This is a genomic window from Dongia sp. (assembly GCF_041918875.1).
In the GTDB taxonomy this organism is placed as follows: domain Bacteria; phylum Pseudomonadota; class Alphaproteobacteria; order Dongiales; family Dongiaceae; genus Dongia.
Genome location: NZ_JAYRUV010000026.1, coordinates 1 through 12,250 on the forward strand (window position 1 = coordinate 1; position 12,250 = coordinate 12,250).

Annotated in this window: 10 protein-coding genes and 1 pseudogene; 5 read left to right on the plus strand and 6 right to left on the minus strand. The window is 64.4% G+C overall.

What is annotated here, in order from left to right; translation table 11 throughout:
- Positions 1-157: 157 nt before the first annotated feature.
- A pseudogene (locus tag ACE3TY_RS20180) lies at positions 158-2,992 on the plus strand (error-prone DNA polymerase); the annotation flags it as partial.
- A 104-nt stretch (positions 2,993-3,096) separates the two neighbouring features.
- Positions 3,097-3,756 (plus strand): peptide-methionine (S)-S-oxide reductase MsrA, encoded by a 660-nt coding sequence (gene msrA / locus ACE3TY_RS20185; RefSeq protein WP_374656380.1) that lies wholly within the window; start codon positions 3,097-3,099, stop codon positions 3,754-3,756.
- On the opposite strand, the gene ACE3TY_RS20190 is transcribed toward msrA, so the two are convergent.
- From ACE3TY_RS20190 to otsB, 3 genes are read right to left on the minus strand one after another with little or no spacing between them, the layout of a single operon-like run.
- Positions 3,753-5,117, minus strand: coding sequence for a trehalose-6-phosphate synthase (locus tag ACE3TY_RS20190; RefSeq protein ID WP_374656382.1), 1,365 nt, complete (start codon positions 5,115-5,117; stop codon positions 3,753-3,755). The two genes, msrA and ACE3TY_RS20190, sit on opposite strands and share 4 nt — an antisense overlap.
- Positions 5,102-6,895 carry a glycoside hydrolase family 15 protein gene (locus ACE3TY_RS20195; protein WP_374656384.1) on the minus strand — a complete coding sequence of 598 codons (1,794 nt, stop codon included), beginning with the start codon at positions 6,893-6,895 and terminating at the stop codon, positions 5,102-5,104. Before ACE3TY_RS20195 ends, ACE3TY_RS20190 begins: the two co-directional genes overlap by 16 nt.
- Positions 6,896-7,684, minus strand: coding sequence for a trehalose-phosphatase (gene otsB, locus ACE3TY_RS20200; protein WP_374656386.1), 789 nt, complete (start codon positions 7,682-7,684; stop codon positions 6,896-6,898).
- Between the two features lie 177 nt (positions 7,685-7,861).
- On the opposite strand from otsB, the gene ACE3TY_RS20205 reads away from it, so the two are divergent.
- Entirely contained in the window at positions 7,862-8,350 is a 489-nt protein-coding gene (locus ACE3TY_RS20205; RefSeq protein ID WP_374656388.1) for a PAS domain-containing protein, read from the plus strand.
- Here the strand turns inward: ACE3TY_RS20205 and gloB are convergent.
- A complete protein-coding gene (gloB, locus tag ACE3TY_RS20210; RefSeq protein ID WP_374656390.1) occupies positions 8,347-9,135 on the minus strand; it encodes a hydroxyacylglutathione hydrolase in 789 nt (262 codons plus the stop codon). The two genes, ACE3TY_RS20205 and gloB, sit on opposite strands and share 4 nt — an antisense overlap.
- A 50-nt stretch (positions 9,136-9,185) precedes the next feature.
- Between gloB and ACE3TY_RS20215 the strand changes: the two genes are divergently transcribed.
- A complete protein-coding gene (locus tag ACE3TY_RS20215; RefSeq protein WP_374656392.1) occupies positions 9,186-9,980 on the plus strand; it encodes a class I SAM-dependent methyltransferase in 795 nt (264 codons plus the stop codon).
- Positions 9,981-10,039: 59 nt separating this feature from the next.
- On the opposite strand, the gene ACE3TY_RS20220 is transcribed toward ACE3TY_RS20215, so the two are convergent.
- Positions 10,040-10,936 (minus strand): LysR substrate-binding domain-containing protein, encoded by an 897-nt coding sequence (locus tag ACE3TY_RS20220; RefSeq protein ID WP_374656394.1) that lies wholly within the window; start codon positions 10,934-10,936, stop codon positions 10,040-10,042.
- A 107-nt stretch (positions 10,937-11,043) separates the two neighbouring features.
- On the opposite strand from ACE3TY_RS20220, the gene ACE3TY_RS20225 reads away from it, so the two are divergent.
- Entirely contained in the window at positions 11,044-11,235 is a 192-nt protein-coding gene (locus ACE3TY_RS20225) for a hypothetical protein (RefSeq protein WP_374656396.1), read from the plus strand.
- On the opposite strand, the gene ACE3TY_RS20230 is transcribed toward ACE3TY_RS20225, so the two are convergent.
- Positions 11,189-12,124, minus strand: coding sequence for a diacylglycerol kinase family protein (locus ACE3TY_RS20230; RefSeq protein ID WP_374656398.1), 936 nt, complete (start codon positions 12,122-12,124; stop codon positions 11,189-11,191). The genes ACE3TY_RS20225 and ACE3TY_RS20230 overlap by 47 nt on opposite strands.
- Positions 12,125-12,250 lie beyond the last annotated feature (126 nt).

A 12,250-nucleotide genomic window follows, 5' to 3' on the forward strand; every position in this document is an offset into this window, starting at 1 on the left:
AGACCAAGAAACTGCGACGCTTTACATCGGCCCGGCCGGGCCGATGTAAAGCGGATTAGAACAGAACCGGAAAACTGTTACCCATGTCTCCGGTCTAAAATGTCACCTATCTTTCCGGTCGCACAACGACAGGCCCGATCTCCCCGCCTTCCTCCGCCGCTTCCGTGCCGATTTCGGCGATGCCGGGCATCTCGCTCTTGCCCATCTCTATCGCGGTGACGATGCGCGACGCTTGCGGGACCTGCAAGGGCTGGCCGATGCAGCACATCTTCCGACCGTCGCCATCAATGAAGTGCGGCATCATCTGCCGGCGCGCAAGGCGCTGTTCGACGTGCTGACCTGCGTGCGCCATCATTGCACCATCGACACGGCCGGGTTCCGCCTTGAAAAGAATGCCGAACGGCATCTGAAACAGGCTGCCGAGATGCGCCGCCTGTTCCGCGGCCTGGAGGATGCCGTCGCTCGCACCGAGGAAATCGCCGCGCGCTGCTCGTTCTCTCTCGACGAACTGCGCTACGAATATCCGGAAGAAGTCGTGACCCCTGGCGAGGCGCCCTTGCAAAGCCTTGCCGATTTTGTCTGGGCTGGTGCCGCCTGGCGCTACCCGGCAGGCGTTCCCGCCGACATCCGTATTAAAATCGAGTACGAGCTTAAGCTTATCGAACGATTCGACTATGCGCGCTATTTCCTGACCGTGCATGACATCGTCCGTTTCGCCCGCGAGAAAGGCATCCTGCACCAGGGCCGCGGGTCGGCCGCCAATTCGGTCGTCTGCTATTGCCTCGGCATCACTTCCATCGACCCCACCAAGGTCGATCTGCTGTTCGAACGCTTCATCAGCGCCGCGCGGAAGGAACCGCCCGATATCGATGTCGATTTCGAGCATGAGCGGCGCGAGGAAGTCATCCAGCATATCTACGCGAAATACGGCCGCGACCGGGCGGGCCTTGCCGCCGCCGTCATCTGCTATCGCTCGCGCGCCGCCTTGCGCGATGTCGGTCGCGCCCTGGGCCTTTCCGACGACATCATCAGCCGCCTCTCCAAGCTCGTCTGGGGCTGGTCCGACAAATCCCTGACGGAGGAGCAGATCCGCATGGCGGGGCTCGATCCCGGCGACCGGCGCCTGTCGCTCGCCGTCACCCTGGCCGGCGAACTTATCGGAACGCCGCGCCATCTCTCGCAGCATGTCGGCGGCTTCGTCATCTCCAAAGGCCCGCTGTCGCGCCTGGTGCCGATCGAAAACGCCGCCATGGCGGACCGCACCGTCATCCAGTGGGACAAGGACGATCTCGACGCGGTCGGCCTGCTGAAGGTCGACGTCCTGGCGCTCGGGATGCTGAGCTGTATCCGCCGCGCCTTCGACTTCATTCATCGCCTCTACGGCATCCGTTACAATCTCGCCACCATTCCGCAGGACGATCCGCTTGCCTATGAAATGCTGTGCCGCGCCGATTCCGTGGGTGTCTTCCAGGTCGAAAGCCGCGCTCAGATGACCATGCTGCCGCGCCTCAAGCCACGCAATTTCTACGATCTGGTGATCGAGGTGGCGATCGTGCGGCCGGGGCCCATCCAGGGCGACATGGTGCATCCCTATCTGCGCCGGCGCGACGGCAAGGAAGACAGCCGGGCGCCCACCCCCGCCTTGGAAAAGATCCTGCACCGGACCCATGGCGTTCCGCTGTTCCAGGAGCAGGTGATGAAGATCGCCATGGTCGCGGCCGACTTCACCGCCGACGAGGCCGATGAACTGCGCCGCGCGATGGCGACCTTCAAGAAAGCCGGCACGATCCAGAACTACCGCGAGAAATTCGTCGGCGGCATGCTGAGGAACGGCTATCGGGCGGAATTCGCCGAACGCTGCTTCAAGCAGATCGAAGGTTTCGCCAATTACGGCTTCCCGGAAAGCCATGCCGCCAGCTTCGCCCTCCTGGTCTATGTTTCGGCCTGGTTGAAATGCCACTACCCGGCGGCCTTCGCGGCGGCCTTGCTGAACAGCCAGCCGATGGGCTTTTACGCGCCGGCGCAGATCGTGCGCGATGCGACCGATCATGGCGTGCGCGTGCGCGGCGCCGACGTCAATCTCAGCAATTGGGACAGCGAGCTCGAACGCGGCGGCCGCGACCTGACCCAGGCGGCCGATTTCGACACCAACCGCAAGCGCGCCATCCATGGTCCCATCCTGCGCCTGGGATTGCGGCAGGTGGACGGCGCGCCGGAAGACGAGATCCAGCGCCTCGTCGCCTTGCGCGACGGCGGCTATGCAAGCGTCGAGGATTTGTGGCGGCGGGCCGGCGTGAGCGCCAGGACGCTCAACCGCCTGGCCGAAGCGGATGCCTTCCGTTCCCTGGGGCTGGACCGCCGCCAGGCGCTATGGGCCGTGAAGGCACTGGGCGAGGCGCCGCTGCCGCTCTTCGCGGAACTCGACATGCCGCCGGATACCGCCGCCCTGCCCGAAATGCCGTTGTCGCAGCATGTGGTCGAGGATTATCGGACCCTTCATCTCACGCTCAAGCGCCATCCCATCGCCTTCCTGCGCGAGGTTCTGCGCCGGCGCGGAATCCTCCCCCATCGCGCGCTCGGCGGGTTGAAGAATGGCGACCGCGTCTTCGTCGCCGGCCTTGTCCTGGTGCGGCAACGGCCGGGGACCGCGAGCGGTGTCATCTTCGTCACGCTGGAAGATGAGACCGGCATCGCCAATCTGGTGGTCTGGCCGAAGATCTTCGCCACCCACCGTGCCATCGTCATGGGCGCCAGGCTGATGGGATGCGTCGGCAAGGTGCAGATCGAGGGTAAATCGCCCCATCAAGTCGTCCATGTCGTTGCCGACCGGCTCATCGACATGAGCGACCTGCTGGCGACCCTGCACGAGGATAGGGAAGCCGGTCTGGCAGCGCCCACGGCCCGGGCCGATGAAGTAACCCGGCCGAACGGCCGCGATCCCCGCTCGCAACGGAAACCGGCCCTCGTCACAAGGAGCCGCGACTTTCACTAAATCCCTTCATGCCTTGCGGGCATGAACCCGGCACCCTGTAACGGTCTTGGCAGTGCAGCCGTAAAAGCCCATATAGAATCCAAGCCAGAAACGGAGATCCGCCGATGTTCTCTTTCGCCCGCAAGCCCCTTGCACTGCCCGATGCGGACAGCGCCCTGCCCGGGCGCAGCAGCGCGATGCCGCTTCCCAATCCGCACCTCGTCACCGGCCGCAAGCTGACCGGCCCCTGTCCGGCCGGGCTCGAGATGGCCGATTTCGGCCTGGGTTGCTTCTGGGGTGCCGAGCGCAAATTCTGGCAGGTGCCGGGCATTTACGTGACGGCCGTCGGCTATCAGGGCGGTCTCACGCCCAACCCCACCTATGAAGAAGTCTGCAGCGGCATGACCGGCCATACCGAGGCGGTGCGCATGGTCTTCGATCCAGCCAGGGTTTCCTATGAGACGCTGCTGAAGACCTTCTGGGAGAGTCACAACCCCACCCAGGGCATGCGCCAGGGCAACGATGTCGGCACGCAGTACCGCAGCGCCATCTACACCCATTCGACCGCGCAACAGGATGCGGCCCTCGCCAGCCGCGATGCCTATCGGGTGGCGCTGGCGCAAGCCGGCAGGAACGATCCCATCACCACCGAAATCGCCGCGGCGCCGCCCTTCTATTTCGCCGAGGATTATCACCAGCAATATCTTGCCAAGAATCCCGGCGGTTATTGCGGTCTTGGCGGCACCGGCGTCGCCTGCCCGATCGGCACCGGCGTAGAAGCCTAGGCTGCCAGCGCCGCCAGGAAATTGCGGCAGTAGCTTTCCGCCGTGACGGTGAAAACGCGCGCGCGCAGGCGCGCCATGCGGTCCTGGCGTTCGTCCTGCGGCATGATGAGCGCCTGGTGTATTGCCTCGGTGATTTCCGCCGGATCGTAAGGATTGACGATCAACGCCTCCTCCAAATCCTCCGCCGCCCCCGCAAAGCGCGACAGGATCAGTACGCCCGGATCGTTGTGATCCTGCGCGGCGATGAATTCCTTGGCGACCAGATTCATCCCGTCGCGCAAGGGCGTCACCAAGCCCACCCGTGCCGCGCGATAGAAGCCGGCCAGGGTCGTGCGCGTCATCGGCCGCGTCATGTAGCGCAGCGGCACCCAGTCGAACTCGGCATAGCGGCCGTTGATATTGCCGGCCTTGCGGTCGAGCTCGCGCCGCAGCGCCTGATACTCCGATACGTCTTCGCGACTCTTCGCCGCCACCTGCAGATAGCTCACCTTCTGCCGGTGCTGGGGAAAATCGTGCAGCAGCTTGCCGAAGGCGGTAAACCGGTTGGGCAACCCCTTGGAATAATCCAGCCGGTCGACGCCGATCACCAGATCGCGCCCGACCAGACTGGAAAGCAGCCGCCGCGTCTCAGGCGACCGCTCGGCCTTCGCCGCCATGGCCGCAAAGCCGCGCGCATCGATGCCGATCGGGTTGGCGATGGCGCGCGACGTGCCGTCCGCCGTCACCAGCAAACCGTCGCCATCCGGTTCCATCCCCAAGACCTGCTTGACCGCATCGAGAAAATCGCGCCGGTGCTCCTCGGTCTGCAAACCGACGACGTCATAGGCGAGAAAGGCGCGCAGCAAGGTCTCGCCCTGCGGCAATGCGGCGAACAGGCTGGCTGGCACGAAAGGCACATGCAGGAAGAATCCCAGCCGGTTGCGCACCCCCAGGCGCCGCAATTCAGCACCCAGCGGGATCAGATGATAATCGTGAATCCAGACGACATCGTCGGGGTGCAATTCCAGCGCCAGAGCCGCGGCGAAGGTCCGGTTGACCGAGAAATACCCCTCCAGATCCTCGCGCTTGAAATCGATCAGCCCCAGGCGGAAATGCAGCAACGGCCACAAAGTCGAATTGGCATAGCCGACATAGAAGCGGTCGTAATCCTCCTGGCTCAAATCGATCGTGGCATAGGTGACGCTGCCGGATTCCACTTTGCGCACGGGATTGCGTGCGCTGCGCGAAATCCCGCCGCTCCAGCCGAACCACAGGCCGCCATCCTTCAAGGCATCGGCGATGCCGACCGCAAGCCCACCGGCACGGGCACCGCGTTCCGTCGGCAAGGGCACGCGATTGGAAACGATTACGACGCGCGCCATAGTCCTTCCTCCCAGCTCCGGCTGAGGTGCATGGCGGAGAGTATCATGCCCACCATCGAGAAAGTCTGCGGAAAATTGCCCCATAGAATACCTTCCCTCGCGTCGAGATCCTCGGACAGCAAGCCCAGGTGATTGCGCCGCGCCAGAATGCGGTCGAACAATTCCTTGGCTTGCGTCCGCCGACCTACTGCGACCAACGCATCGATGAACCACCAGCTGCACACCAGGAAGGCCGTCTCCGGCTTGCCGAAATCGTCGGGCTCGTCATAGCGCATGAGGAAGCCGTCATGCATCAGCCGCTTTTCCACCGTTTCCAACGTGCGCAGGAAGCGCGGATCGTCATAGCGCAACAGGCCAATCTCCGGCAGCGTCAGCACGGCGGCGTCGCAGACATCGCTGTCGAAGGCGCCGGCCAGCCAGCCATCTGTCGCCGCGGTCGCGCGCTCCAGGATCGTGTTGCGCAGCTCGCTGGCAAGCTTCAGCCAGCGATCGCGGTCTTCCATCTCGCCGACCCGCCCGGCGATAAGCCCCAGGCGATGCAACGCGGCCCAGCACATCGCCGCGGAATGGGTGTGGACGCCGATACGCTCGCGATACTCCCACAATCCCGCATCCGGCGCCAAGGCCGAGGCGGCGGCCAGATCGCCGATCGGACGCAATTGCCGATAGAGATCGAGATCGCCGATATTGGGCAGGCGCTCGTCATAGAACATCTGCGCCGCGGTGAGGATGATCGATCCATAGCCGTCATGCTGGCGCTGTATTACCGCCGCATTGCCGACCCTGACCGGCCCCATGCCGCGAAAGCCCGCCAGAGCCGGCGCCTCGCGTTCTGCGACATCGGAGCCGGGCACGATCGGATAGAGCGGTACTTCGGGCGAGACGCCGGCGCTCAGCACCGCATTGAGAATGAAGCGGACATGATTTTCCATCGTCCGCGTGGCCCCCAGCCGATTAAGCGCCGTCACGGTGAAATAGGAATCGCGCAGCCAGCAATAGCGATAGTCCCAGTTACGCCGCGAATGCGCCGCTTCCGGCACCGAGGTGGTAAGCGCCGCGACGATGGCGCCCGTATCTTCGAAAGTGCACAGCTTCAGCGTAATGGCGGCGCGGATGATCGCTTCCTGGTAATCGAAGGGAACCGCGAGATCGCGCACCCAGTCGCGCCAATAGACCGCCGTCTGGTCCAGGAACTCGCCGACCAGCGCTTGCGGCGCCTCCGGAATGGGCTCGTCGCCGCCGACGATGAGATTGATTGGCCGATCCAGCAGGAACTCGACCTCGTTGGCGAGATAGCTCACCGGCATGTCGGTGGTGATGCGCAGGGTGTTGTCACCGGCGGCAAAACGCAGATGATTGCTGCCGACGATCTTGCGCGGTTCGGTCGCCCCGTAATCGAAGCTTGGCCGGAAGCGCACGGTTACGCGGCAGCGGCCGCTCAACGGTTCAATGCGGCGGATCAGCATCGGCGGACAGAAAAAACGGCCGAAGCGGATGAAGCGCGGCGAAAAATCGATCACCCGCGCCGAACTGCCGTGGCTGTCGGTGAAGACCGTCTCCAGGATGGCCGTATTGCGCTGGTAAGCCTGCGATGTCGAGACGCCGTCCGCCACGACGATATCGGCAAAGCCGCCCGCCGGCTCCGTTCCGTTGACAAGCGCGTTGAACAGCGGATCCCCGTCGAAGCGCGGAAAACAGAACCATTGATGGCGCCCGGCACGATCTATGAGGCTGGCGACCGTGCCGTTGCCGATGACACCGAGATCGAGCTGAGCCATTCAGCGCCCCGTCCTGCCATCGGCCTTGCCTTCATGACCATTGCCCTGGTGATGTGCCGCGAGTTCGCCGAGCCAGGTGCGCACGCGCGCCGGCTCCCCGGCAAAGCAATCGGCAACACGCAGTCCCAGGCCACCGAGCCGATCCGCGGCGGCAATCGCATCTTCGTCGGTCACATCGTCGCCGATGAACAAGGGCCTCCGCCTCTCGAACGGCGCCGTTGCCATCAACCGCCGCAGCGCTTCGCCTTTGTTGATCGAACGGTGGCGCAGTTCGCGCGCAAGCAATGCCGGTAGAATCTCGAACGTGGGATCGCTCTCGACCAGCTGTTCGAGCAGCGCCGTGACCGCCACGCCCAATGCCGGATCGGCGCGATAGTGCAGGGCCAGACCGTGCGATTTCTCTTCGACCAGCACGCCAGGCCAATTCTCGGCCTGCTGGTGAATCATCTGCCGCCAATGCGCCGGAACGACGGTCTCGACTTCGGCTTCGGCGATCGCGCCATCCGCCAGGCGCAGCACTGCGCCATGCTCGCCGCCGGCGGCAATCAGCAAGGGGTGCAGCAAACGGTCGATCGTGCGCAGCGGGCGGCCGGAAAGAATGGCCAACGCCCCGCCGAGGCCCGTGCGCAACCTCGCCAGTGTGTCGATAAGATGTTTGGGAACCAGCACGGATTCCGGCGATGCCGCGATGTCGAGCAGCGTACCGTCGAGATCCAGAAACAGCGCCCAAGCGCTGAAATCGAGATTTTCCGGCTGAGGTGGCAGTTTGTGACTTCTTTGCAACATCATCGAAAAATACACCCCGCGGGAAAGCCCGCGGGTTCGCCCTTTTACCTAAATGAAATAATCCGCCGGAAATAAACATCCGGTGACGGCAAGGGTTCCGTAATCCATCAGAAAGCTTGGGGTTTTCCCGGTGCTTCGATATTCTTGCCGCCAAGGGGATTGAAGGTCGATGATCAATTGATGTCAATATCTGGCCAGTCGGTTGCGGGCGGCACGGTCGTCCACCGTGTTGATGCTGCCGGCTATCACGACGATATTCTTGCTTTCCATGATATCTGGCTGGGCAAATGCCGGGGCAGGATCATGCCCGCGCGCGACGATTTCGATCCCGCGGAGATGGTCTCGTTCCTTCCCGGAATCACGCTGATCGACATCGTGCCCGATGCCAGGCGCTTCGTCTATCGGCTGCTGGGCACGCGCGAGGTCGCGATGCGTGGCAAGGATCCGACCGGCAAGGGTGTCGGCGAAGGCTTCTATGCCAGCTCGGCCGATTGCGCGATGGCCGCCTATCAGGACGTCGTGACGCGCCGCGCGCCGCGCTTCGAACAGCGCCGCTTCGTGACGCCGGACAATCGCATCGGCCACGAGCAATCAATCATTCTGCCGCTGTCCGACGACGGCCAGACGGTCAACAAGCTCATCGCCTACACGCATCATTATCTCGTCTAGAAGCGGTCCTTGGCGGCACGGATCGCGCCCAGCACATCGGCATCCGTCATGCCCGCACCGCCGAAGCGGCGGCGCAGGTCCGGCTGGTCCGCGCGCAGGAACGGATTGCACGCCTTCTCGACCGCCAGGGTCGAGGGAATCGTGAACTGGCCCGCTGCCCGCAATCTGGCGACTTCTTCCGCCTGCGCGGCCAGGGCTGCATTCTCCGGCTCGGCGCTCAGCGCGAAGCGGGCGTTCGACTGGGTATATTCGTGGGCGCAATAGACGCGCGTATCGTCCGGCAATGCGCGCAGCTTGAGGAGCGACGACCACATTTGCGCGGGCGTTCCCTCGAACAGGCGCCCGCATCCCAGCGCGAACAAGGTGTCGCCGCAGAACAGCGCCTTATCTCGCGCGAAATAATAGGCGATATGGCCGCGCGTATGGCCGGGCACGAAGAAGACCTCTGCATGGCGGCTGCCGAAATCGGCGCCGCTTGCTTCGTCCACGGCGACGTCGATGCCGGGAATGCGCGCGCGGTCATAGGCCGGGCCGACGATCGCGCAGCCCGTCTTGGCCTTGAGGTCCAGATTGCCGCCGACATGATCGCCATGATGATGCGTGTTGAGGATATGCGTCAGCTGCCATCCGTGGGCGGCACAGGCCGCAAGAACCGGGGCCGCCTCTGCCGGGTCGATGGCGGCGGTCTTCGCGCTCGCCGGATCGTGGATGAGAAAGCCGTAATTGTCGCTGAGCATCGGGAAGACCGCGATCTCCAAGGGCGGCTGGGTGGCAGTCTGGGGCATTTTGCGGGTCTCCCGGGATCACATCACTTAGCGGCTGACGATAGCAGCGGATGTGCCATAATCAAAACAACGCAACGACGAACGGGCGCAACTTGTTCCAGGACGTGGTCGATGTCCGCGATTTCTACCAGACGCCGCTCGGCAAGGTGACGCGCCAGTTGCTGCGCGCGCGCATCCGCGGCATGTGGCCGGATGTGCGCGGCCAGTCGGTGCTGGGCCTGGGTTTCGCCACACCCTACCTGCAGCCCTTCCGCGAGCAGGCCGAACGGGTGCTGGCCATCATGCCGGCGGGGCAGGGTGTCGTGCATTGGCCGCGCGACGAACCCAATCTCACGGCACTTGCCGACGAGACCGAACTGCCGCTGCAGGATTATTCGGTCGACCGCATCCTGATGGTGCACGGCCTCGAAGGCTCCGATCATCCCGGCGACATGCTGCGCGAGGCTTGGCGCGTGCTGGCCGGCGGCGGGCGCCTGCTGGTGGTGGTGCCCAACCGCCGAAGCCTCTGGGCGCAGCTGGAACGCACGCCTTTCGGCTTCGGCCAGCCTTATTCCGCGGGCCAGCTCTCGCGCCTGCTGCGCAAGCACTCCTTCACGCCACTCAGGACCGAGCGCAGCCTGTTCTTCCTGCCGTTCCGCAACCGATCCTGGCTGCGGGCCGCCAGCGGCTGGGAAGCGTTCGCACGCCATGCCATGCCCGGGCTTGCCGGTGCCGTCATCATCGAAGCGACCAAGCAGGTCTACGGGGCGATGCCGGTCAAGCGTGTCCATCGCCGCCTGCCGGCCATGATGCCGGTGCCGGCCACGGCCACGCGCGGCCTGCCGCGGGATCGCACGCCCGACTGATGCATCTCCTCTGATGCGTCTCCTCAGCGTGCCGTCCGAGATACGTCCCAACCGCGCTCTTATATCGTGCGCACGGCTGGTTTGACCGAAACCAAGCTGCTTTCCAGCGTTTCCAGCAATGCTTCGCGCAGCTTCTGCGTGGCGGCGGGCGGTGTCTCGTCGCCGACATGGAGATAGAGGTCGATGGGCGGGGTCATCGGCGGCAGTCCGCTGTCATCGCCGAGTAGCCTGAGGCGCGGCGGAATGCCTTCCGCCGTGCGCGGTGTCACGCCGAGCCCCGCTTCGACCGCCGCATAGAGCCCCGCCAGGCTCGGGCTGTTGAAGGCGATGCGCCAGGCCATGCCCGCGTCATCCAGCGCCTCGATCGCGCGCGTACGGAAGGTACAGGGCTGTTTGAAGGCAAGCAGCGGCACCGGCTCGCCCGGCCGCAGGCGGAAATCGGCGGCACCGATCCAGCGCAAGGGCACCTCGCCGATCTTGCGCCGGCGTGGACTGGCATAGTCGCCCCAGCACAGCGCCAGATCGAGTTCGCCCTTCTCCACCGCCTCGGCCAGCAGGACGCCGCGCTCGACGCGCACATCGACCCTGATCTGCGGATGCGCGCGCGCAAAGCGCCCGAGCAGGACAGGCAGCCAGCTTTCGGCGAAATCCTGCACCAGACCCAGGCGCACCCAGCCTTCGACGGCGACGCCGCGCGTGGCCGCCACCGCCTCGTCGTTCAGTTCCAGCATGCGCCTGGCATAGGAAAGCAGGATCTCGCCCGGCGCGGTAAGCGCCAGACCCCTTCCTTCCTTGCGCAGCAGTGCCTCGCCGACCTGCTCCTCCAGCTTTTTGAGCTGCAGGCTGATGGCCGATTGCGACCGGCCCAGGCGGTCGGCGGCCTTGGCGAAGCTGCCGAGTTCGGTGCCGGTCACGAAGCTGCGCAGCACATCCATGTCGAGATTGGTCAGCTGCATCGTTCAGTTATTCAAAATCATCCGTTTTGAACTATCAATTTTTCAAAACAATCTTGAGGAATTACATCGAAATCGTCAACCGGAACCACCCAAAAAAGGAGTTCAGAATGTCCGATTTCGTCCTTCGCGGGGCCGAGCCCCATCCGCGGCCCCTTGGCCTGACCGCCTCGCTTGCGGCGGTCTTCATCGTCGCCGCGATCGTCCTGGCCCTCGTCAAGGTGATATCCGAACCGGCCGAAGAGCGGCCCTCGCTCATTCCGCTCGATGAGCCGGCGGCATGGTCGAATTTCTCTGCCTGAACGGCATGACCAGCTGCACGGGTGCCGGGGCGATGTCGATGTTGGCGGGCAGATAGCCCAACACATCGCCATCGCCCTGAACCGGGTCGTTTTTGGGCCCGGTGATCGCCACCTGCCGGCCTTCCAGGATGCTATATCCCCTGGCCTTGGGCAGGCGTCCCAGCCCCAGGGCCAGGGCGTAGCGCAGCATGTGAAGGGCACCCTTGCGCTCGAACAGGCAGATCTGAAAGCTGGGCCGCGTCAGGTCGGCCTTGGGTGCCACCAGATGGCGCCCTCCATAGAACCGCCCCTTGGCGACGACGATCGAGGCCGCGGCGATCGGCCGGCCCCCATCGATGGCCACGTTGTATGTCGGAAAACCGAAACGGAACAATTGCTTGACGGCACCCCAGATATAGGCGCCCTTGCCGATGCGGCGCTTGAGGGCGATGTCGAGTTCAGCCACCACATGCGCATCGACCCCGACCCCGGCCATCAGCGTGAAGGCGCGGCCATTGGCCCGCCCGACATGGATCGCCTGCGACCTGCGCGCATCGATGGCGGCGGCGATGGCTTCCGGCGTGACATCGAGGCCGATTTCGGCGGCCAGCACGTTGGCCGTGCCCATCGGAACGATCGACAGCGGCACGGTCCCATTGGCCGTGATAAGGCCGTTGATCGCCTCGCCGATGGTGCCGTCGCCGCCCGCAACGGCAAGCTGGTCGGGGCGCAAATCCTCAGGCAATTCAGCCACTTCGCGGGCCATGCGCTCGGCATCGCCCCGGGCGCCGGTGGGTTTGAGGTCGATGGCCCAGCCCCGTGCGCCCAGACGGTCGCAGACATCCTCCAGCATCTGGCGACGGCTGCGGCCGGCGATGGGGTTGAAGATGATGGCGATGCGTGGGGGCAAGGGCTTGAGTCTGGCTGGGAGTGAACCGGGCGGACCCTAGAGCAATCGGTGCGCCCCTGCCACGATTTGATTAATCGACCAGACCGTTGAATTCCAGAACAATGATCGACTGTATCGATTAAAGAA

Coding starts and splice junctions, on each gene's coding strand:
- ACE3TY_RS20195 (WP_374656384.1), bottom strand. CDS start 6,895: ATGGCTCAGCTCGATCTCGGTGTCATCGGCAACGGCACGGTCGCCAGC.
- ACE3TY_RS20220 (WP_374656394.1), bottom strand. CDS start 10,936: ATGCAGCTGACCAATCTCGACATGGATGTGCTGCGCAGCTTCGTGACC.
- msrA (WP_374656380.1), top strand. CDS start 3,097: ATGTTCTCTTTCGCCCGCAAGCCCCTTGCACTGCCCGATGCGGACAGC.
- gloB (WP_374656390.1), bottom strand. CDS start 9,135: ATGCCCCAGACTGCCACCCAGCCGCCCTTGGAGATCGCGGTCTTCCCG.
- ACE3TY_RS20190 (WP_374656382.1), bottom strand. CDS start 5,117: ATGGCGCGCGTCGTAATCGTTTCCAATCGCGTGCCCTTGCCGACGGAA.
- otsB (WP_374656386.1), bottom strand. CDS start 7,684: ATGATGTTGCAAAGAAGTCACAAACTGCCACCTCAGCCGGAAAATCTC.
- ACE3TY_RS20205 (WP_374656388.1), top strand. CDS start 7,862: ATGTCAATATCTGGCCAGTCGGTTGCGGGCGGCACGGTCGTCCACCGT.
- ACE3TY_RS20215 (WP_374656392.1), top strand. CDS start 9,186: ATGTGCCATAATCAAAACAACGCAACGACGAACGGGCGCAACTTGTTC.
- ACE3TY_RS20225 (WP_374656396.1), top strand. CDS start 11,044: ATGTCCGATTTCGTCCTTCGCGGGGCCGAGCCCCATCCGCGGCCCCTT.